Raw genomic sequence first — 21,590 nt, 5'->3', positions numbered from 1 at the left:
GTAAGTGGTCATTAGTATTGATAATTAGTATAGTAGGTGTTTCAGCCCTAATTTGCCATGACGATACAGAACTACTTGAACCTGAGAGTCAAATATACAATTAATTTTGCTTGACTACTTAGATATATTTTCTCAGACTAACGTTTATTCAAAGGCTATTTAAGGTCGCTATATTAGTTAGAATTATCAACCAAATATATAGTTTATTCAGAATAGTTAAGAATTGATATTTTAAGTATTTCTATATTTATACAGGATAGGGATTTCTTCAGACAAATATTCCTGCTAAATTGAGCAAATAAAGCTGAAATTTATTGAGATTTCAATATGGCATTGAAAAAGTTAGCTCTCTAAATCAGGGAGCTAACTCATAGACATTTAAGACAAGAAAAATTTTCTCTATTTCTCTATATTATTCAACAATCCAAGGAGTTAAAGTTGGCTGCCATGATACTAACTCTTCCTCTTTAAACCAAAGACTAATTTCAGTTTGAGCAGTCTCAATCGCATCAGAACCATGTATTAGATTACGGCCAACACTAATTCCATAATCACCACGAATTGTACCAGGTTCAGCACTCAAAGGATTAGTTGCCCCAATAATTTTTCTCGCAGATGCCACAACCCCTTCACCTTCCCAAACCATTGCTACTACAGGGCCAGATGTAATAAATTGTATTAAGCTTGGAAAAAATGGTCTTTCTTTATGAACTTCATAGTGTTTTTCAGCTAGTTCCTTACTTACACTCATAATTTTTAGACCAACTAGGGTAAAACCTTTTGTTTCAAAGCGACTGATAATTTGGCCAACAAGTCCTCTTTGGACACCATCGGGTTTAATAGCTATGAAGGTGCGTTCCAAACTGATACTCCTCAAAAATTTTCTGAATACACAATACAGATTAACCTGATTTGACGCTCTGCTGTACAATACCTACACAATTCCGGCAAAACTCGGTAAAACCTGGTAATGCCAGTCAAAGATGTTTGCTTCTTGCTTCAACCTGGGAGGCCACCCTCTTCCAGTTCACAAGCGTAAATTCGGGTACAGCCTACCCTATTAAATTGATTAATTTCCCCATACTGAGATAACAACAGTGCAGCATTCAAGTCGCGGTCTATTCTCATTCCACAGTGAGGACAATTCCCCGGTGCGGTCTTTTAACTTTAATTCTTGATTAATACGACCACAATAATGACAAGTTTTGGATGATTGAAACCACTGGTCAGCTAGCACTACTGTCCCACCATAGCTTACGATTTTGGTTGTCAATCGTTGTTGAAAAATACTCTCTATATCCCCATCTCTTTTTAAATAGGTCTCCAATGGGTTAGCATGAGAGTAAACACTACCTGTAGTATAGTGCTATAGTTTTTGGCTACTATATCTAGCGCTGATGCTTAATTACCTGTAAATTCAGATAATTAAGTTACAATTATTGCAATCTTAGTATATTAAAAGTAAAACACATCATGGATTTACAGTCAACTATAAATCAAAATACTTCTGATATTTCAAATAACACATCATTAACTAATACTTCTAAAACAGAAATCGAGCGGATAAACTCTCAACAAAAAAAAGTATGGACTATTGAAGATAGTGAGAAATTATATAGAATTCAAGGATGGGGTAATCCCTATTTCTCAATTAATTCTGCTGGTCATATTACAGTTTCTCCTAAAGGCGATCTAGGAGGTTCAATAGACCTATTTGAACTGATTGAATCTATTAAACAAAGAAATATAGGATTGCCTTTAATTATTAGATTTTCCGATATCCTTGAAGATAGAATTGAGCGCTTAAATGCTTGTTTTTCTAAGGCGATCGCTCGTTATAAATATAAAAATATTTATCGTGGTGTATTTCCAGTAAAATGTAATCAAAATCGTCAATTAGTAGAAGAAATTGTTAAATTTGGTAAGCCTCATAAATTTGGTTTAGAAGCAGGTTCAAAACCTGAATTATTAATTGCGATCGCGACTTTGAATACTCCTGATTCACTAATAATTTGTAATGGTTATAAAGACCGAGAATACATTGAGACTGCAATGCTAGCTCAAAGATTAGGAAAAACACCAATAATTGTGATTGAACAGGTAGAAGAAGTACAGTTAGTAATAGAAGCTAGTCGAAAATTAAATATTAAACCAGTAGTAGGAGTTAGAGTAAAACTCAGCACTAAAGGTATCGGTCGTTGGGCAGGAACTACAGGCGACCGCGCTAAATTTGGTCTTGGTATTCCGGAAATAATTCAAGTTGTTAATCAGTTAAAAAATGCAGATATTTTAGATTCTTTGCAGCTCTTACATTTTCATATCGGTTCTCAAATTTCTTCAATTAGTGTAATTAAAGATGCTATTAGAGAAGCAAGTCAAATTTATGTTGAATTAGCTCAACTAGGAGCTAATATGAAATACTTAGATGTCGGCGGTGGTTTGGCAGTTGATTATGATGGCTCAAAAAGTAAGTTTTATGCTTCCAAAAACTATGATATGCAGAACTATGCCAATGATATTGTGGCAGAAGTTAAAGAAGCTTGTGAAGAGAAAAATATATTACCACCAATATTAGTTAGTGAAAGTGGCAGAGCTGTTGCATCTCATCAATCAGTTCTTATTTTTGATGTTTTAGGAGTTAGTCAAGTTCCAAAAGAAGAACCTAAAATTGTTGGAAAAGAAGAGCATTTAATTCTACAAAACCTCTACGAAACTTATCAATCTATTAACAAAAATAATTACCAGGAAGCATATCACGATGCAATTCAATTCAAAGAAGAATCTATAAGTCTATTTAATTTTGGATATCTGAGTATTAGCGATCGCGCCAAAGTAGAACAACTGTATTGGGGATGTTTTCGGAAAATTCAAGAGATATTAAAAGGTTCTGAATATATTCCAGATGATTTAGAAGAACTAGAAAAAATCATGGCATCTATTTATTACATTAATCTTTCTGTTTTTCAATCTGCTCCTGATAGTTGGGCGATTAATCAATTATTTCCAATTATGCCTATTCACAGGTTAGATGAAGAACCTACAGAAAGAGCTATATTAGCTGACCTTACCTGCGATAGTGATGGAAAAATTGAGAAATTTATCGATTTACGAGATGTCAAATCATTATTAGAATTACATCCTCTTCAAACTCAAGTTAGTGAGAAATATTCTGAACATTTCGCAAGTCAAACATTAGAAAATTCCTCAAAAGAAATTGCTTCTATCTTTAAACCTTACTATCTAGCAATGTTTCTTGGAGGTGCTTATCAAGAAATAATGGGTAATCTACATAACCTATTTGGTGATGTTAATGTTTTGCATATTAAATTAACCCCTTCAGGTTACAAAATCGAACACGTTGTTAAAGGTGACACAATGACAGAAGTATTAAATTATGTTCAGTATAATTCTGATGGTTTAGTAGAAAGTATTCGTCGTCAAACTGAGCAAGCTTTACAAGAAGAGAAAATTACCATTAAAGAGTCGCGAATGCTGCTGCAAAATTATGAGAATAGTCTCAGCAGTTACACTTATCTAATCTAAGGAATGATTTGGATCGGAAAGACTACTAAAAGGAATTAAAAAGCAAGAAGGAAGAAGTTATATTATGTCCGGTTAAATACTTATAAATCAAAGATGAAGGAGTAATGAGTCAGGAGGGAAGAATAAGGAAGAGAAGAAAAAAGTTTTTCCTGAGCGCTATTAAACGGACATGATATTAAGAGTAAATTTCAGACAATTACTTCACAGAATTCAAAAGTCAAAAAAAAGTTAATCAACCTCTTTCCCTCTTCCTTCAACTTAAACTCTACGAACTAATATCAAATCCCCTAGCATTGATATAATTCAGCATTTAGTAATAAGAGTTAATATAGTAGGAGTAAAATACCTTTTGCCCATACTAACTTTAGGAATTATACTACTCAGAAACTAATATATAGAACTTTGTAGAACGATTAGGTAAAATGCTCAAAGCAATAAGCAAAGATCAAAATGAAATCTTATTATTTACTCAATACTTTTACTCTTTTACTGTACCAATTAGGGATTGCTGATTAAATCTCAAAGCATTTATAGATAAAGGTTTTAGCCTTTTTAGAGCGAAACAAAGTGCAATTTTTTAAGCTTGAGCAAGCAAAAAGTTAGGATTTTGGGCTAACTATGGCAAAAAAAATAAAGGGATAAATATATCCGACTACCTCCTCTAAATTCCCCGTTCCTCCTTACTCCTGAGTCGTTCCTCCTAACACCTACCCCTGCCAAAAGACTTTTTCAGCAAACCCCAATTAGTCGTGCAAAGGGCAGCAATTGAAATATAGCAGTCGAAAGAAAGGTTAAGACATATCAAAAGCTTAAAACTCAGACAACGCCAGATTTTTTCAACTTCAGTCCTCTCCTAGATAACTAATCGCCTAGATAACTAAAGGCCTTCTTCCTTCTTCCTTCTTACTTCTTAACTTATGTTATAAACTTTAGAAAGTTGAATGAAGCAACTTACTTATTTTTCTTGACAATAACAAACATTAGCTAAACCGTTTAGCTTGTTATTATCTCCCCTAAAAACTTCTGAGAATTAGGTTTTTTATTGTTTTCACAGTTTGAATCTATTAGAAATTGCCACTTCTTTCTGAATAATCCAGTAGTGACTTTACTGATACAATACTCCGCAAACAGCAGCTGTACAGCCAGGAAAATATTGCTCATATACTATTGTGGATATAAACTATATTCTGCTAATTTCTAAAGTTTAAACTCAATAAGTGAACAACTCTTGTTTCCTAGAATTCTCATCTATAGAAGAGGTAACACACAGTCAAAAAAATTATCAACCCTTCCTTCTTCATTAGAAATTAACCACCATTTTCTTGCAAAAAATCCTTAATATCTATATGTTCTTGAGGAGGATCAGGATGACGAGTATCAGTAATTAGCCAATCAAGAGCAGCAGCTTGAACATCAATAGATGCTCCAGTCTTATCCACACAATAGCGACCAAATACTAACTTATCAATCAAACGAATTCCTGGGCCTAAGCGAGAATACTCAAAAATTACACTGCTATTAACAGTAGCTCCACTACAAATCCAGCAATTCGGACCAATCATGCTCGGCCCAACAATTTTTGCTCCATCTTCAATTCTGGTCATACCACCGATATATACAGGCCCTTGGATATCCACCTTATCCCAGTTAACCGCTACATTTAAGCCTGTATAAATTCCTGGAAATACCTCCTTACCAGGAATAGAAACATTTTTGACTTGCCCCATAAGTACATCATTAATTGCTCGCCAGTAGTCTGGAACTTTTCCAATATCCACCCATTCAAAATCCATTGCCACACCATAAAACGGCGCTCCTATCTCCACCAACTTGGGAAATAACTGACTACCAATATCAAATTCAACACCAGACGGAATATAATCAAGCACTTCTGGCTCAAAAATATAAATACCAGTATTAATATCGGTACTAAGAGCTTCTTCAACTTTTGGCTTCTCCTGAAAAGATTGAATTCGCCCTGTTTCATCTGTCACTACAACACCATAACTAGAAACCTGTTCGCGAGGAATAGATTTCATAATAACGGTAGCCATCGATCCTTTTTCTTTGTGCCATTTGAGTGCTGCGGTCAAATCCAAATCTATCAAAGCATCACCACAAAGGACTATAAAAGTATCATCAAAGTAAGGATAAAAGTCTTGAATTCGCCTCATACCACCAGCAGAACCCAGTGCCTCCCCAATCAAGTTTCCATCCTCAATTCGTCCTTCAAAAGAATAAGCAATATCTACCCCAAACTTTTGACCATCACGAAAATAATCCTCTATTTCCTTTGCTAAATGGCTAACATTGACCATAATTTGGTTAACACCATGTTGACGAAGCAACTCTACCAAAAATTCCATTACTGGTTTTTGCAGAATAGGAATCATTGGTTTAGGAATGCGATAAGTAATTGGACGAACACGAGTTCCTTTACCGGCTGCCAGAATCATGGCCTTCATTTAAGTTTCCTCCACCTTTGAAATATCAAAAATACTTATATCTGTGTTTTCAATTAACACAATTCACTCCGTTAAAATCTCAGATTAACAGAGAGAAGAGCAAAATGAGAATTTTTCACTTTCCCTATTTAAAGGTAGATCGATAAATTTTTATCTACCAATATTTTATTTATCTTTGGCTAAACATTGAACTAATGGACACATTTTTCTCGCTGATATATAAATAAACACCGGAGAAATAATTTTCCTTGGATGTTTTCTAATTTTCAGCTTGATGGTTTTAATTTAACTAGGAGGAAGTAAGAAAGAGGGAAAAAAGAAGAAGGTTGAGTAATATTTTTGACACCGTGTAACCTGATCCTTAGGTAGAAGCTTAGGAGAGCAAGGGGGTCAATCTCCAACTTTTTAAATTAGATTAAATATCGTTATGGACTAACCACAACTATATGCTGTCAACTTCTTTCCTACTTCTTACTTCTTTTAAAGATAGAGATTTTAAGTGTACATCATTATACTACGCTTTTTTTTCAGAGAAAAGTTAATAAATAAGAGTTTTATTCAGATATAAATTAAAGTTCCAAATTTTGAGTTTTAGGAAAGAAGGCATTAAATATTCTTCTCTAAAACCGATCGCCCCTCGGAAGTGGATGAAATAGTACGGATTCTAATATCTTGATAAAATTCTTCTTGGGATAATTCAACTTTAGACTGAGCAGAAAGGAGTAGTAATGCCCAAAATACACCTACTCGGTCATAGTTTACTTGGACATTAGTACATTCATTTTCAGCTTTAGACTGTAATACTGAAGACCACAATTCCAAAAGGCGATCGAATTCAAAGCAACCTTCACTGCTCTGTGATGATTTTTCTAGAAGGAACTTTTCTAAGTCACTAGCTGTATCTACTAAATTTTCCTGGTGGGCTAATTCTGCAATTGCTCTAGCTGCTTGCTCTCTTGCTTTTGAGCTAGTTTTGCGAATACGGGGACGTACTTTTCTATCTTCTATAGTAGATTTGATCAGTTGTAACTGCTCGATTAATTCTTGAAGGGTGACTCGACGTTTGCGCTGAGAAGGAGCAACAGCACGACGACGCAATTGTTGTTCTAATTTCAGTGGTATTTTTGGTGTTTCAAAAGTTTCTGCTTCTGGAATTTGGACTTCTTCAGATATCTCTGAATTTGTTTCAGATGATTCTGAATTAGCTAAGTGATCTGCTTTTAGCCATACTAAAATAGATGCGTATAAAAATGCTTGGCCTGACTGAGACAAATTTGTAAAGTCATCACTTGCAGAAATATTTGATTCAGGAGTTAGTTTACTTAAGTAGCGGTCTATTACGTCAATTACTTGAACATCCCAAGGATTAATTTCTCCCTTTTCTGCTAAGTTTGTGAGTAAAGCAATTCCTTCTGAAACTGTTTCTGAAACTTGAGGAACTCCAACTGTCATGTCTATCGTTTTTTCCTATATTTTATATAAATAATTCTCAGATTAACTTGGAAACTTGTTAACCTAAGAACTCACACTTTCTAGTAAGCGCAGGACTATATTAGAGTAACTAATTTGAACAATGGGAAGGTTAGTATGATTCAAATACAAATATCCATATAGAAAAATATTTCAATCAATCTGAAACTATATTTCTGCTACCTTAACTAATTATGGTTTTATTTAGAAGTTTCTGCTTCAGTAGATTTCCCTGTTTCAGATAAAGTTTCTGCCGCTGGTAAACTAGCTCTTTGAATCAGTTCCTCTTGATAGCGTTCCATATCTTTTTCTAATTCTTTAATGCGTTTATTTCTGGTACGAATTTCTCGCATTTCTCCCAAAGTTGTGATGGTACGTTGCATTCTTGACCACAAGTTAAATAGCCATGCCAAAATAGCTCCTAACCCTGTGGCAATTACAAGTTCTACAGATAAAGGGGCTTCAAATTCAATGCCTTGAATAAGTTTGATTGTAGTTAATTGGGTATTCTGTAAACTGAATATAACCAAAGCTAAACAAACTAAAAAAATTAGCAAAAAATTAATCGGTCTCATTATTTTTGTTTTGATTTATTTTGACAACTACCGATACTTAATTTATACCAGATAAAGTATAGATTGACAACAATATATTTGTAAGCAAACAGCCGTCAGCTATTAGCTATCAGCTATTAATTTTGGGGATGGTCATTTCAGTTATCAGTACCTCTCCAATAAGGAGGCTTGACATCAGGAATATTATCTTTTTTTATCCCCTTAAAAGGGAGGCTTTATACCAGGACTTTTCGGTAAAAGCAACCCTTGAAATTGAGAAAGAATAAAAAGTTACTGTCAAAGTATCCTTCCCAAACCTTAGAAGTAATTATTTGTTATTAATTGCTGTTAATGTAGTTCCGACCCAGTAAGCTAGCTGACTGCTAATAGTTGTTTGCGCATTCCGCAGGAAATGCTTACATATATTTTATAATTTTGATGCAGTAGCTTAATTTTTTAATCCTCAAATTTTAGGCAATATTATATAGTATAAAAATCAATATTGATTAATCTATTTTTTAATAATTCCTAAAGCGGGCAGTACTTGATATTTTAAAGCTATACCTAAATAAACAAATAAACCAATTAAGATTGTACCTATTCCTATGGGACTAGGAATCCAAAAGACTACATCTAATGAATTTGATTCTCCTGGATTTAATTTCCAGACAATTTGTCGATCGCTTAGATAAGTTATTGCATCATTTTCAGTTGCTTGAATGTTGTTAAAACCCCAAGGCGTAGTTAACTGAAACTCTAAATCTAATAACTCATCTGGATTAACTATAACTTTGCTATTAGATGTAGATAATTGCAAATCTAAATTAATGCTCAATTTATTCCGCAGTACTAAAAAGAAATTATTCTGACTTACTTCAATCTGAGATTCAAATTTAGGTAAATCTGCTGTAACATCGGCAGCATAATTATTAGATTCTTGTGGATCTATAGGTTTAAAAAATTGATTAAATTTTTCTTCTAATTCCGCACCATTATTAAAAGGAATTGTAACTAAAATTTCTTGAGAAGATATTTTTTGAGTTTTTCCTCGTAATTGATTAACTCTAGTGTCTATACTTCTTAACCATTCAGAAACTATCTTCCCACTGAAATTCTTTAACTCATCTGCTAATTTAATATGTTGCACAATTTCACCATGGTTTTGGCTCTCAAAATTTATTCCAACTTCATATTGAACACATCCATTCAATAGTAAAACTGCTAAAAAACTAATCAAAATAACTTTAAGGACTTTCATATCTAAGCCTCCCTTGTTGCTACACCTAAATTTTGAAATACAATACATGGCAAATAATAACTATTGCCAACTAATTCAGGAAAATTGCCTATATCTACCAAATTTTGAAATGCTTCAAAAATATTACCTGCCACCATTGTATTCTTAACTCTACCCGTTATTTCACCTTTTTCTACCTTATAACCTAAATCTAAATTGACAGAAAATTCTCCTGCTAATTGATTAGATTTACTAGCTCCTAATACCTGGTCTATAATTAGACCTTCTTTTATATTACTAATCAATTCTCTTGGAGAAGCTTGGCCAGGATTAATACTCAAATTTACTAAACTAGGAGTTGGTTGAGATAGTCCATCTCGGAAACCATTCCCAGTGGACTTACGTCCAGCACGAGCAGCCCATTGTTGGTCCCAATAGAAACTTTTTAAAGTGCCTGCTTCTATAAAAGTCTTGACCGTAGTTGGGATACCTTCGTCATCAAAGGGACAAGCATAAAGGACTATATTTGGGTCTTCAAAGAGAGTAAAACGAGGATCGAACATAGTTTCTCCCACTTTATTGGTAAGAGGGGAAGCTTTTTGTACCACAAGCTGTCCAGATAAAACAGTTTTAAATAATCTAGCGATCGTCTTTCCTACTGCTGTGGGAGTAAAAAATACGGGAAAATTTCCAGTAGTAATCTTAGCTGAATTTTCTGCCCATCGATATTTTTGGATTAATTTTTCTAGTAGTTTATTGATATCTAAGGTTCGATCGCTTATTGCATCTGAAGTAGATATTTGCAGAAAGTCTTCATTCCGAACTAAGTTACCGGAAATACTCACATTAACTAATTGATTAAACCTTTGAGCATAAACATCAGTATTAGTCAAAATTTTAATATTTTTGTTCTGAATATTAAAGTCTATATTGACTAGAATATCGGGGTTATAATTATGAATCTTTTCAATAATTTCTTCACCAGAAGTAATTAATTCATTAACTTGAGGTAAATTAAACTCTAATTTTGGGTAATTAAAATTGTATGAAGAAGCAAATTTAAATTGTGCAGTCTCACTAACTTTTGCTGTTTGAATTGCTCCTTCAACTAAATCCTCAATTCTTGTCAAATCTGTAGAACTAGCAAAACCTAATTTACCTTGATAAATTAATCTGAGAGCTACTCCTTGTTGAGCCTTAGTTTGTAGAGACTTTAAACAATTATTTTCAAATTTTATTGGTGTTTCCTGAGTAGACAAATAATAAATTTCTACAGCTTCAGCTTTCTGAGTAGCTAATTTAAGAATTTGCTCTAGAGTAGACTCACTCATATTGACATCTCCTCCAAAAGAGGGAATAGGGAGTATGGGGAAATAATTGATAATTTATAGATAATAATTGATCGGGACTTACGCAAATTGACTTTTAAAGCACCATTTGTAGGGACGAATGGTATTTGCTCTCGCTATATGTAGAGTCTGTGCGTAAGTCCTGTTGATTTTATTTTGGATTTTCACGCCTATGTCTAATAATTTCTATCCTTGCTTATCTGGAAAACTTAAAGTCCCACCGTCATTTCAGTTATCAATTATCAGTACCGACCGCTGCTAAAATTGGGGTTTGCTCAAGGGGAGCGACTTGTCTTTTGGCTATCCTCTACTGCTAATACCAATTACCATCCATTAATGCTTAAATTAAGTAGCACTTTAATTATTAAGTAATTAACACAAACAGGATCGAATTTTTGATAATTAGCACCCCAGTTAGTATTAATTATTCTGATGTTTACTTCTCCTCCACTCCCCTACTCCCCCGCTCCTGACTCCTAACTCCTAACTCCTAATTCCTAACTCCTGACTCCTGACTCCTGACTCGTTGACCTATCAAATTAAAATTCATCATAATTTTGTGCATCGTCACGTTTAGAGCCTAATAATTCTAATTGGTATACTCTAATTACTGGTTTAGAGCGATTTGTCCCTGTATTACGGTCTTGCCAGTAATCAAACTTTAGAGAACCTTTTATCCCAATCAAACTACCTTTACGAACATAGTCAGCAGCAATCTCTCCAGTTCTATCCCAAATTTCTAAATTGAACCAGTCTGGTTGCTCACTCTTGCTAGAACGACGATTTACTGCCAAAGTTAAATTGCAAACCACACTACCAGACTCAAAATATTTAACATTAGGGTCTCCACCTGCCCTACCAACCAAAGTAACAATATTTAGACTCATAAACTATTATATATATGATTATATATATGATTATATGATTAATTAAATTCTAGTCTGATTATCTACAAGAATATCTCAAGAGGACTAATTATTCAACCATTGATTAAATCTAACACTTCCTCCAGATTCTGTCCCTATCCTGTTGCAGTATAAAATCAAGGACAGCTAAATTTGCTTGCATCAATTTTTGTATAGTCCTGATAGACTGAGGAGTAAAAACAAAATAGAATACCTCAGCAATATATCTAGATAAATTATTACACAAACTAAGATTGAATTTTGGGGGTCAAAAGTCAGTGGGTTGGATAAATCGCTTTTCTTTGTCTCGGGACATGGGAATTGACTTGGGTACTGCAAATACCCTTGTATATGTATCTGGTAAAGGTATTGTTCTTCAAGAACCATCTGTGGTAGCTATTGACCAGGAGCAAAAAACTTCTATAGCAGTAGGGGAAGAAGCGAAAAGGATGCTGGGGCGAACTCCAGCTAATGTAATTGCGGTCAGACCTTTACGGGATGGGGTCATTGCTGATTTTGATATAGCAGAATTAATGCTAAAGCATTTTATTAGAAAAGTTCATGAAGGAAAAACCTTGGTATCTCCAAGAATTGTAATTGGCATTCCGAGCGGAGTAACTGGTGTAGAAAGAAGAGCTGTAATGGAAGCTGCAGCTCATGCTGGTGCTAGAGAGGTACGATTAATTGATGAACCAGTTGCTGCTGCTATTGGCGCAGGATTACCTATGGCTGAACCTACAGGTAATATGATTGTGGATATTGGTGGGGGGACTACAGAAGTTGCTGTTCTAAGTTTACAAGGTACAGTTCTTAGTGAATCTGTCCGTGTAGCTGGAGATGAATTGAATGATGCTATTACTCAGTATATGAAAAAAGTCCATAGCTTGGTAATAGGCGAGCGAACTGCTGAAGATATCAAGATGAAATTGGGTTCAGCTTATCCTACTTTGGATGACAATGAGGCAACGATGGAAGTTAAGGGTTTACATTTATTATCAGGTTTGCCCAGAACTGTTACTGTCAAATCTGCAGAGACGAGAGAAAGTATGGCAGAACCTCTATCAATAATTGTAGAGGCAGTTAAGCGAACTTTGGAACGTACTCCTCCTGAACTAGCAGCAGATATTATAGATAGAGGTATTATGCTAGCTGGTGGTGGTGCTTTATTAAATGGGATAGATACTTTAATTAGCCATGAAACTGGAATTGTCACTCATATTGCAGCAGACCCACTTTCCTGCGTAGTCTTGGGTACTGGTCGTGTCTTGGAGAATTTTAAACAACTGGAAAGGGTTTTCAGTGGACAGATGCGCTAAAATTCAGTTATTTTGTAGCCAAATTATAGGGGGTAGAAGGTTAATTATTTGTATTTCCTAGTTTTGTCTTGATTTATAATTCCTAACTTTTGTGAGTACTGCTATATTTGAGTACCTATTGAAAAGCGTTCTGATGATAATAACCTATAGATATATAATTTTACAGAACTTTTGAGAACTGTGAGATACAAGTTTAATCACTGACCCATTTTTCCTAATTTCTCTAAAACTCTGTATTTTTAAAATTAGTAAATTAGTAAATCTCGAAATTCAGTAAGAAGATTAATTACTAATAACTCATGGTTAATTGCGATTTCAATAATCAAATATTAGCTAGTTAGGGCTTGCTGATTAACTATCAAAGCATTAACAGATAAAGGCAAGTGCCTTTTTGGAGTGAAAAAAGCTACAAGGCTTTCGGTTGCTCAGAAGCTCATGAATGTTAGCATTTTGGGCAAGAGTTGGGCAGAAAAATCAGGGGACAATTTCCAACTACCTCCTCTATAATTCCCATTTTTCCTGACTTCTGAATTCTGACTTCTGACTCCTTATACAGAAGTTTCTGTTTTGAATATAAATTAGTAGTAATAAAGTTTAAAGTAGTAGCAAATTTTCAGGTTTTACCAATGCAAACATTGCGTCGTCGAAGCTTAAAAATCATCAGAAAAGCTGCATTATTAATTTTAGCAGTAAGTGCAGCTTTTTGGGTTAGACAAACTCAAGGTTCTTTACTTTTTGAAATTTATAATTGGCTGAGTTTACCATTTCAACCTAGTCCTGTTCAACAAGAAGTATTAGTGAATGCTCGTATAGAAGAACTAGAAATTCAATTACAAGAATTAGAGAAACAAAATAATACTCTCAAGCAACTTTTTAATTATACAAAAACTAAAAAAACAAAAGGAATAGTAGCTCCTGTAGTGGGTAGAAGTGCAGACTATTGGTGGCAAAAAGTAACTCTAGGAAGAGGTAGTAAAGATGGTATTCAAAAAGATTTTATTGTGATGGGAACTGGTGGTATAGTAGGTAGAATAACTAGCGTTACACCCCATACTAGCCAGGTATTATTAGTAAGTGACTCTACCAGTAAAGTTGGCGCAGGAATTATTCGCAGTCGTCAGATGGGTTTTATGAAGGGTCAGGGTAATGATACAGTTGTCTTAGAATTTTTTAACGATCTTCCTGATGTTAAGGTTGGTGATTTTGTATCTACTTCTGCTTATAGTCAATTATTCCCGGCAGGTTTGGCTATCGGAAAAGTTGAATCTATTAATTTGAATAATACTCCTGCTCCACAAGCTAAGGTTAAATTATCAGCACCACTTAATACTTTGGAATGGGTGACTGTTTATCAAAATAAACAAAGTGAAACAGAAAAGTAATTCAACTATCAATGATCGACTTTTTAATTTTTCTTTAGTTGTCTTTCTTGAGTTATTTGGTTATTGGATGTATTTAATAAAAATTAAAAGCTTTTGATTGGTCAATTTTTTATTCAACAGAGACAGTATATATAGCAGTCATACTTTAATTTTGCAGAAAATATCTGGGAATTAGGGAATAGGGGTAAGGCTTTCCAATTTTTGACAATTAATTTAAGACTGCCATAATTAAAATCATGCAAAAATATTCATAATTTGCACGACCTAAAATTATTAGGAAATCAGTCTCATTCTGCTCACAGTTATTTGATTTCCCATTTTTATTAATTTTCAATAATGGTAATTCTTCTGTTACAAAGACTCTTTTTACCTAATTATCTTTTACATAAGACAAATGAAAATTATCATTGACTTGGAAAAAACTCTATATAGTAATTCCCAAGAAGCGTGAGGCAAAAAATTCGTTTGTTTTAGGTAGAGACGTTGCATGCAACGTCCGTAGGTCTGAGTAATACCAATTTGATAAATATTTGCTACAAATAATTAGGTTATTTCTTAGGAGGACCGAGGACCGAGTCAGGTAGGAGAGCCGTCGGATTAGCGACGTACAGAATGAATAGCTTTGATACTATTTATTAGGTTGTAATTTATCTTTTTAGTCCAAGGGGCATCTCTTTTAAAGTCTTTTAACTGCCCTGATTATTCGTAACATTCTTTTTCCAAATTGGTATAATTCGGGAAAATAAAATCAAAAGAATAAAAACAACTTTACCTCAGTAATTTGAGAAACTCTATAGGTGTTTTTTGCAGCAAAAAAAAATAGTATAAATTACCAAGAGCCTAAAAATTTTCTCCTGGTTAAAAATTGAAAAATTAACTTATCCTCAACAACTTTCAAATTATTAAATTTATTTTCTTAATTCAGATGTCTAATATATCTCAGCAAGCTATTTTAAAATCATTAATCACTATTGCTTCTGCACTAGTTTGTGCACTATTATTGTTCACCCGTATTCCAGGAATGGAGATTTTTGGCATAAGACCTAACTGGTTATTAATTTGGGTAGTTGCTTGGAGTAGCCAGAGTTCAACTATAGAAGCTTTAGTCGCTGGCTTAGTTTTAGGATTAATTCAAGATGGCATCACAGCTCCCTATCCCACTCATGTTATTCCTTTAGTTTTTGCAGGATTTATCATAGTGTTTTTACAGAAGCAACGCTTTATTCAAGAAGATTTTATTTTCATAGCTTTAGTAACATTTATTCTGGCAATTATTGCAGAAACTTTCATGGCAATTCAGTTAGGATTAATCGGCAATCAAACCTTTGGAGAAATTTGGGTTTACTATAAGCAAGTTGCTTTGGGTTCTGCTGTTATTAGTAGTCTTTGGGCTCCTGTTATTTATTTTCCTCTCAGTCAATTGTGGAAACCTTAAAATAACTAAGTAGTTAACTTTTAAATTGAAATAAACTATATATTGATATTGTTCAAATTATAAATTCAAAAGAGTAACTGTCTATGCTAAAAAGTACAGATTTTGAAAATCAATCAGAAATAAACCGAGTCAAAGTGTTAAGTGAAGCACTACCTTACATTCAAAAATTTGCAGGTCGTAAAATCGTCGTCAAATATGGCGGTGCGGCCATGAAAGATAGTAACCTCAAAGATAAAGTAATTAGGGACATTGTACTACTATCTTGTGTGGGTATACGTCCGATTGTGGTTCATGGTGGTGGCCCAGAGATTAACTCTTGGTTGGGTAAATTAGGAATTGAACCGCAGTTTAAGGATGGTTTGCGAGTTACTGATGCGCCCACTATGGAAGTAGTAGAGATGGTATTAGTGGGAAGGGTTAATAAGGAAATTGTTTCTTTAATTAATCAAGCTGGTGGCCGTGCTGTGGGTCTGTGTGGCAAGGATGCGAACTTAATAAAAGCACGTCCCGAAGGAAGAGAAGGTATTGGTTTTGTTGGGGAAGTAAGTAACGTCAAAATAGATATTCTAGAATCCCTAGTTGATAATGGCTATATTCCCGTGGTATCTAGTGTAGCTGCAGATGAAAAAGGACAAGCTTACAATATTAATGCAGATACTGTTGCGGGTGAAATTGCTGCTGCGATGGATGCAGAAAAGTTAATTCTCCTTACAGATACAGCGGGAATTTTGGAAGACTATCATAATCCAGATAGTTTAATTGTTAAGTTAGATATCCAGGAAGCTAGACAATTGATTGAAAAAGGAATTGTATCTGGTGGAATGATTCCTAAAGTAAATTGTTGTGTGCGGAGTTTAGCTCAGGGAGTTCGAGCTGCCCATATTCTTGATGGTAGAGTTCCCCATACACTTTTACAGGAAATTTTTACAGATTCTGGAGTTGGCTCAATGATAGTAAGTAGTTTGGCAGTTAATAACTTTTAACTAGGGTTTGCTGAAAAAGTATTTTAGTAGGGGTAGGAGACAGGAGACAGGAGACAGGAGACAGGAGAAATGGGAATTATAGAGGAGGTAGTCGGAAAAATTGTAAGAGTGATTTTTCTGCCATAATCGTCCTAAAATACTAGCATGCATGAACTTCTTCCGCTGAAAAGCTGATACTCTTTGAGACCAAAAAATGCTAAAACCAATATCAGTCAATGCTTTGATATTTAATCAGCAAGACCTAACTATAGTGCTGTGCGCAGGCAACAGGCAACAGGCAACAGGGGGAATAAAAAAACCGATAATATAAAACTATTAGCTATTGGACAGTTCTTGTTTTTTGTACATAAGTCAGCGCACATTGCTATAGGGTACAGGGGAGAAAACTTTTCTCTGTCTAAGGTTTATCATCTAGAGTAGAATCCTCAGTTGCAGAAGCAGGAGGAATATCTTTGTAAAGATGGCTTTGAGCGACATTTTTATGAGAAGATGATAAAGAATGCTTTAATGGTCTCCTCGTATTTTCTTTTGTTTTTGGTTTTAAATTAAATGTTTTCCAGGCTACTTTAATACCAGTAAAAATACTTTTCGTTGTAGTTTTAACTTCCTTGGTTTGTTGACGGACATTACCAATACTTCGATCGACTTGCTTAACAATTTCTCCTGCACTCTGGACACTATCATTAACATCATCAGTTAACTCACTAATTTCTATGCCAGTGAGACGAATTGCTTCTAAAGTTGGTGGTAATTCGCGAGCTAGGATGTCTGCTAACTTTTCTAGACTACGAGCAGCTCTTGCTAATGCCAACATCGCAGGTAAGGTGACAATTAAAACAGTAGTGAGGCTCAATGCAACCAGGAAAAGGGACAATCCAAGCCAAAACAAGGGGTTGTTCACAGGTATTTCGCCTAAACAGGGGAATGATAACTTCCTATTCCTGGATAATCTTAACAATAATAGGTGCTATTGTAGAGTATTTTAAGATTAAAAAAAAGCTTTTTGTTTTAATTTTCCCTGTTTATAACTACTGAAACTTCAGAGTTTTTGGCTTCTAGTTGAGATAATATTTCTCTCTCCTTTTGACTAGCTTCTAATCCAGCAGCGATCGCCTCTCTTAGTCTTTCTAAAGTTTCCTCCCAAGAATTAGCAGTAGATCCTGAAAAGCGGTCTGCTTGAAATTTGACACTGGTAGACAAGTCTGTTACAAGTAGGGCAAAAGCAGATGCAGATTTTTTCACCAACTGTCTTGTTTTTTTGCCCGTTCTAGGAGCTATTAATAACCCTGTTAATGTACCTATAGCTGAACCTAGCAGTAGACCACTGATAAATAGTCCAGATTTTTTGTTTGACATACTTAAAAAATATATATATCTCTGTCTAGAATACTTCTTTATTATCAATCATATCTAAATTTTTGAAAGAGTACTCCCATTATAATCGCTCTTATTTGATGGTAAGATTTGATGCTGAGAGTGTCAATATATTTAGTGCAGGAAGGCGCAAATATAGACCGTAATAAAGTCAAAAAACAATTACAAATCAATACTTTTGACTGTCTTGAGTGCGTCTTGCATTCTGAGGAAACCTCAGAATTACGCACTCGCTTTTAACTTTTGATATCAAATCCGTTTAATTGGACATAAAAAAAATCTTCAATCGTCATAACTACCCTCATCTTTGTAATTCTTTCTCCTTCTGACTCCTGTCTTCCCCTCCTGGGAGGGGGAGGGGCGAGGGGTGGGTTGACTCCTGAGGACTCCATACTTAACCATTCTATGGCTGTTTAACCGGATTTGATATGACTTTTAACTTCCGCGTAGCGGCACTAGCGCCAAATTCTACAGAAACGATGCCAAATGGTTCTGAGCAACCACAGCATGGCCATAATTTGTTTAACCTGTTGAACTTGTAAATCCAGTTGTTTATATAGTTGTCGTAGTTGATTTATTTTCTGCTGGTGAAGTAGGAAAAATTCTGGTGTTTTATCAAGTACCTTACTGGTACAAAAATCTATCAAATTGAGAGTTTGTTCTACTTGTAGCAATGTTTGTCTAACATTCCAGATTCTCCAAGCGAGGTAAAAACAAAAAATTGAGATAACAATATTTAGTTCAATTACTAACCACAGCATTTTTCTCTTCACCGAACATTCTACATAATAACTAAAACAAACAGTCCAATCAGAATCAAAACTTATCATTATCATCAGGGTCGCGCAACCTCGCCTTTTAAGGCGCAATATTTTTGGAGAGTTGCTCACGCTTCCCCTATTTCCCCTCCTGGGAGGGGGAGGGGCGAGGGGTGGGTTAACTTCTGACTTTTGACTTTTGACTTCGTTAAGATGTTCCCTAAAACTCTTATGTTGGACCGACACATCTAAAATGGAGTGGGGGAGATTGAATATTTAAGTCATTATATAGCAATCCTAAATAGGTCGTGACAAATCAAAAAGTAAATAAAAAAACTGAAACTCTTACCAGTTAAGTGTTCCCAGTTAAGTGTTCCCTAAAAAGCAGTAAGATTTTTGACACGAATAAAATAGGATTGCGATAGAGTTATCAAAGTATATTATATCAAATCCACTCGGATTTGGTATCAAAAAATGTTCCATTAAAGCGCCATTGTCAAATCTTTCTCAATCTCCCCATCTTTCTGGTCAAGGTTTTGATAACTCAACGTTTTAGACGTGAAATAATTTCCGGAAATTACTGTAGCATCAAAGATTTAAGCCTATAAAATCTTACTTTTAACTTTTAACTTTTAACTTTTAACTTTTGACTTTTAACTTCGTTTCTGGTTATTTATATAATAAGGAGAAAAGCTACTATGAAATTTATCAATCCCAAGGTCGATTATGCTTTTAAAAAAATCTTTGGTTCCGAGCAAAGCAAAGAGATTTTAATCAGTTTTCTGAATGCGATAATTTATGATGGAGAAAAAACTATTAAGGATTTAACAATTGTCAATCCTTTTAATCCTGGTCAAATTATCAGTTTGAAAGATACCTATTTAGATATAAAAGCTGTTTTATTTGATGGCTCTATTGTAGTTATTGAAATGCAAGTCGCACGGATGACTGCTTTTAGCAAACGGGTAATGTACAACTTAGTTAAAGGTTATGGCAACCAGTTGGAAACAGGAGATGATTACCCCTTACTACGTCCAGCTATAGCGGTAACAATTACAGATTTTATTCTTTTTAAAGACAAGATAGATGTTATTAATCCATTTGTGTTTAAACATAGAGAGAAAAACTGGGAATATCCCGATCGGGAATTACAGTTAATTTTTGTGGAACTGCCGAAGTTTAAAAAAACTTTGGGAGAGTTAAAAACTTTAGCAGATAAGTGGATTTACTTTCTGAAAGAAGCTGCCAAATTTGATGATATTCCAGATAGTTTAGGGGAGGTTGCAGAAATTGAACTTGCTTTAAATATTGCTGAGAGAATTAATATGACTTCAGAAGAATTAGAGATAGTCGAGCGTCGGGCCATAGCATTACAAGATGAGAAAGGACGACTAATTTATGCAGAAGAACAAGGAGAAGCAAAAGGACGGCTTAATCAAGCGATCGCTCTGGTCAAACTTTTAATAACTCAACGTTTTGGAGAGGTTTCTGAAGAAATTAGTAGTCAGATAGAAAGTTTGCCTTTGGCAGATGTGGAGGATTTGGTGAAGGTATTTTTAAGTTTTAATAGTTTGGCAGATTTGGAAAGTTGGTTACAGGAACGTTTATCAATGGATAACTGATAATTGATAATTGATAATTGCTTAATTTGGTCTAATACCTCTTCAAAAATGCAAGAAAATCAAAAGAAAATATTTTCCTGTTTGTCAATCCTCTTCTTTCAAGGATAGGTAATTATCCATTATTCATTGTTCATTATCAATTGTTTATAAGGAGAATACTACTATGAAATTTATCAATCCTAAAGTTGATTATGCTTTTAAAAAAATCTTTGGCTCCGAACAAAGCAAAGAGATTTTAATCAGTTTTCTGAATGCGATAATTTACGATGGAGAAAAAACCATTAAGGATTTAACGATTGTCAATCCTTTTAATCCTGGTAAAATTATCAGTTTAAAAGAAACTTATTTGGATGTTAAAGCAGTTTTAGTTGACGGTTCAATTGTAATTATTGAAATGCAAGTGGCACGAATGACTGCTTTTAACAAGCGGGTGGCTTACAATTTGTCTAAAGCTTATGCTAATCAGTTGGATAAAGGAGAGAATTATCCTTTATTAAATCCGGCAATAGCTGTCACAATTACAGATTTTATTCTGTTTTATAATACTGATGATAATATTAGTAAAGATGATTATATTAATAAATTTGTGTTTCAGGAAGAAACTAAAAAGCTTAAATGCTTGGAAAAAGAATTGCGGTTAATTTTTGTGGAATTGCCGAAGTTTAATAAAAGTTTGTCAGAGTTAAATAGTTTGACAGATAAGTGGATTTATTTTCTGAAAGAGGCGGCTAGTTTTGATGAGATACCAGAGAGTTTAGGGGAAGTTGCGGAAATAGAACAGGCTTTAAATATTGCTAATTTTATTAATATGAGTCCAGAGGAGTTAGAGATAGTTGAAAACCGAGGGATAGCGATGCAAGATGAAAGAGGACGGATAGCTTATGCAGAAGAAATTGCACGACTTAATCAAACTATAGCTCTAATCAAGCTATTAATAACTCAACGTTTTGGAGAGGTTTCTGAAAAGATTAATAGTCAGATAAAAGATTTGCCTTTAGCAGATGTGGAGGATTTGGTGAAGGTGTTTTTAAGTTTTAATAGTTTGGCAGATTTGGAAAGTTGGTTGCAGGAACGTTTGATTTAGAATCCTGTGATACTTTATCAGTTTCTAATTCTGTTATAAAATTAAATATTCCATAACTAAAGGTGACCGAATAATTGTGGTTTCATCCCTCTCCTTTCCAGGGGATAAAAATA

18 protein-coding genes are annotated in these 21,590 nt (G+C 34.4%); 7 read left to right on the top strand and 11 right to left on the bottom strand.

Annotation, left to right across the window (positions count from 1 at the left end; all coding sequences use genetic code 11):
* Positions 1-412: 412 nt before the first annotated feature.
* Together ndk and F6K06_RS06770 are read right to left on the bottom strand one after the other, a co-directional pair.
* Complete coding sequence (gene ndk / locus F6K06_RS06775) at positions 413-862, bottom strand: nucleoside-diphosphate kinase (protein ID WP_124145004.1); 450 nt, start codon at positions 860-862, stop codon at positions 413-415.
* Positions 863-1,069: 207 nt separating this feature from the next.
* On the bottom strand, positions 1,070-1,273 hold the full coding sequence (locus tag F6K06_RS06770; RefSeq protein ID WP_161564523.1) for a zinc ribbon domain-containing protein: 204 nt from the start codon (positions 1,271-1,273) through the stop codon (positions 1,070-1,072).
* A 200-nt stretch (positions 1,274-1,473) separates the two neighbouring features.
* Between F6K06_RS06770 and speA the strand changes: the two genes are divergently transcribed.
* On the top strand, positions 1,474-3,543 hold the full coding sequence (gene speA / locus F6K06_RS06765) for a biosynthetic arginine decarboxylase (protein ID WP_287238716.1): 2,070 nt from the start codon (positions 1,474-1,476) through the stop codon (positions 3,541-3,543).
* 1,307 nt (positions 3,544-4,850) lie between these two features.
* On the opposite strand, the gene F6K06_RS06760 is transcribed toward speA, so the two are convergent.
* The 6 genes from F6K06_RS06760 to F6K06_RS06735 form a co-directional block, all read right to left on the bottom strand.
* Positions 4,851-6,008, bottom strand: coding sequence for a sugar phosphate nucleotidyltransferase (locus F6K06_RS06760; RefSeq protein WP_124145001.1), 1,158 nt, complete (start codon positions 6,006-6,008; stop codon positions 4,851-4,853).
* 606 nt (positions 6,009-6,614) lie between these two features.
* Positions 6,615-7,460, bottom strand: coding sequence for a segregation/condensation protein A (locus F6K06_RS06755; RefSeq protein ID WP_124145000.1), 846 nt, complete (start codon positions 7,458-7,460; stop codon positions 6,615-6,617).
* Between the two features lie 218 nt (positions 7,461-7,678).
* Complete coding sequence (locus F6K06_RS06750) at positions 7,679-8,053, bottom strand: lipopolysaccharide assembly LapA domain-containing protein (protein ID WP_124144999.1); 375 nt, start codon at positions 8,051-8,053, stop codon at positions 7,679-7,681.
* A 490-nt stretch (positions 8,054-8,543) separates the two neighbouring features.
* Entirely contained in the window at positions 8,544-9,290 is a 747-nt protein-coding gene (locus F6K06_RS06745) for a DUF3153 domain-containing protein (protein WP_124144998.1), read from the bottom strand.
* A 2-nt stretch (positions 9,291-9,292) separates the two neighbouring features.
* Complete coding sequence (locus F6K06_RS06740) at positions 9,293-10,600, bottom strand: TldD/PmbA family protein (protein WP_124144997.1); 1,308 nt, start codon at positions 10,598-10,600, stop codon at positions 9,293-9,295.
* Between the two features lie 557 nt (positions 10,601-11,157).
* On the bottom strand, positions 11,158-11,505 hold the full coding sequence (locus tag F6K06_RS06735) for a single-stranded DNA-binding protein (RefSeq protein WP_124144996.1): 348 nt from the start codon (positions 11,503-11,505) through the stop codon (positions 11,158-11,160).
* A 332-nt stretch (positions 11,506-11,837) separates the two neighbouring features.
* Between F6K06_RS06735 and F6K06_RS06730 the strand changes: the two genes are divergently transcribed.
* The 4 genes from F6K06_RS06730 (at position 11,838) to argB (ending at position 16,639) form a co-directional block, all read left to right on the top strand.
* Positions 11,838-12,839 (top strand): rod shape-determining protein, encoded by a 1,002-nt coding sequence (locus F6K06_RS06730; RefSeq protein WP_124145045.1) that lies wholly within the window; start codon positions 11,838-11,840, stop codon positions 12,837-12,839.
* Between the two features lie 626 nt (positions 12,840-13,465).
* Positions 13,466-14,221 (top strand): rod shape-determining protein MreC, encoded by a 756-nt coding sequence (gene mreC, locus F6K06_RS06725; protein WP_124144995.1) that lies wholly within the window; start codon positions 13,466-13,468, stop codon positions 14,219-14,221.
* A gap of 925 nt (positions 14,222-15,146) precedes the next feature.
* Entirely contained in the window at positions 15,147-15,656 is a 510-nt protein-coding gene (gene mreD / locus F6K06_RS06720; RefSeq protein WP_124154517.1) for a rod shape-determining protein MreD, read from the top strand.
* 83 nt (positions 15,657-15,739) lie between these two features.
* Positions 15,740-16,639 (top strand): acetylglutamate kinase, encoded by a 900-nt coding sequence (gene argB, locus F6K06_RS06715; RefSeq protein WP_124144993.1) that lies wholly within the window; start codon positions 15,740-15,742, stop codon positions 16,637-16,639.
* Positions 16,640-17,036: 397 nt separating this feature from the next.
* On the opposite strand, the gene F6K06_RS06710 is transcribed toward argB, so the two are convergent.
* The 3 genes from F6K06_RS06710 to F6K06_RS06700 form a co-directional block, all read right to left on the bottom strand.
* Positions 17,037-17,540: a DUF948 domain-containing protein gene (locus F6K06_RS06710; protein ID WP_124144992.1), complete on the bottom strand. Its 504-nt coding sequence runs from the start codon at positions 17,538-17,540 to the stop codon at positions 17,037-17,039.
* Positions 17,541-17,647: 107 nt separating this feature from the next.
* Complete coding sequence (locus F6K06_RS06705; protein WP_124144991.1) at positions 17,648-17,995, bottom strand: YtxH domain-containing protein; 348 nt, start codon at positions 17,993-17,995, stop codon at positions 17,648-17,650.
* A gap of 473 nt (positions 17,996-18,468) precedes the next feature.
* Entirely contained in the window at positions 18,469-19,017 is a 549-nt protein-coding gene (locus F6K06_RS06700) for a hypothetical protein (RefSeq protein WP_124154518.1), read from the bottom strand.
* A gap of 452 nt (positions 19,018-19,469) precedes the next feature.
* On the opposite strand from F6K06_RS06700, the gene F6K06_RS06695 reads away from it, so the two are divergent.
* Both F6K06_RS06695 and F6K06_RS06690 read left to right on the top strand, forming a co-directional pair.
* Positions 19,470-20,393 carry an Rpn family recombination-promoting nuclease/putative transposase gene (locus F6K06_RS06695; RefSeq protein ID WP_124154519.1) on the top strand — a complete coding sequence of 308 codons (924 nt, stop codon included), beginning with the start codon at positions 19,470-19,472 and terminating at the stop codon, positions 20,391-20,393.
* 163 nt (positions 20,394-20,556) lie between these two features.
* Positions 20,557-21,477, top strand: a complete 921-nt coding sequence (locus F6K06_RS06690) for an Rpn family recombination-promoting nuclease/putative transposase (protein ID WP_287238695.1) — start codon at positions 20,557-20,559, stop codon at positions 21,475-21,477.
* Positions 21,478-21,590: the final 113 nt, after the last annotated feature.

Source organism: Okeania sp. SIO1H4 (assembly GCF_010672695.1).
Classification (GTDB): Bacteria; Cyanobacteriota; Cyanobacteriia; order Cyanobacteriales; family Microcoleaceae; genus Okeania; species Okeania hirsuta.
This window is presented reverse-complemented; position numbering and strand designations above follow the sequence as displayed.

Excerpts from the sequence above, each read along its gene's own strand:
- F6K06_RS06755 (WP_124145000.1), bottom strand. The coding sequence starts at position 7,460 with ATGACAGTTGGAGTTCCTCAAGTTTCAGAAACAGTTTCAGAAGGAATT.
- F6K06_RS06695 (WP_124154519.1), top strand. The coding sequence starts at position 19,470 with ATGAAATTTATCAATCCCAAGGTCGATTATGCTTTTAAAAAAATCTTT.
- F6K06_RS06730 (WP_124145045.1), top strand. The coding sequence starts at position 11,838 with ATGGGAATTGACTTGGGTACTGCAAATACCCTTGTATATGTATCTGGT.
- mreD (WP_124154517.1), top strand. The coding sequence starts at position 15,147 with ATGTCTAATATATCTCAGCAAGCTATTTTAAAATCATTAATCACTATT.
- argB (WP_124144993.1), top strand. The coding sequence starts at position 15,740 with ATGCTAAAAAGTACAGATTTTGAAAATCAATCAGAAATAAACCGAGTC.
- F6K06_RS06740 (WP_124144997.1), bottom strand. The coding sequence starts at position 10,600 with ATGAGTGAGTCTACTCTAGAGCAAATTCTTAAATTAGCTACTCAGAAA.
- F6K06_RS06705 (WP_124144991.1), bottom strand. The coding sequence starts at position 17,995 with ATGTCAAACAAAAAATCTGGACTATTTATCAGTGGTCTACTGCTAGGT.
- F6K06_RS06735 (WP_124144996.1), bottom strand. The coding sequence starts at position 11,505 with ATGAGTCTAAATATTGTTACTTTGGTTGGTAGGGCAGGTGGAGACCCT.
- F6K06_RS06745 (WP_124144998.1), bottom strand. The coding sequence starts at position 9,290 with ATGAAAGTCCTTAAAGTTATTTTGATTAGTTTTTTAGCAGTTTTACTA.
- speA (WP_287238716.1), top strand. The coding sequence starts at position 1,474 with ATGGATTTACAGTCAACTATAAATCAAAATACTTCTGATATTTCAAAT.
- mreC (WP_124144995.1), top strand. The coding sequence starts at position 13,466 with ATGCAAACATTGCGTCGTCGAAGCTTAAAAATCATCAGAAAAGCTGCA.
- F6K06_RS06760 (WP_124145001.1), bottom strand. The coding sequence starts at position 6,008 with ATGAAGGCCATGATTCTGGCAGCCGGTAAAGGAACTCGTGTTCGTCCA.
- F6K06_RS06750 (WP_124144999.1), bottom strand. The coding sequence starts at position 8,053 with ATGAGACCGATTAATTTTTTGCTAATTTTTTTAGTTTGTTTAGCTTTG.
- F6K06_RS06690 (WP_287238695.1), top strand. The coding sequence starts at position 20,557 with ATGAAATTTATCAATCCTAAAGTTGATTATGCTTTTAAAAAAATCTTT.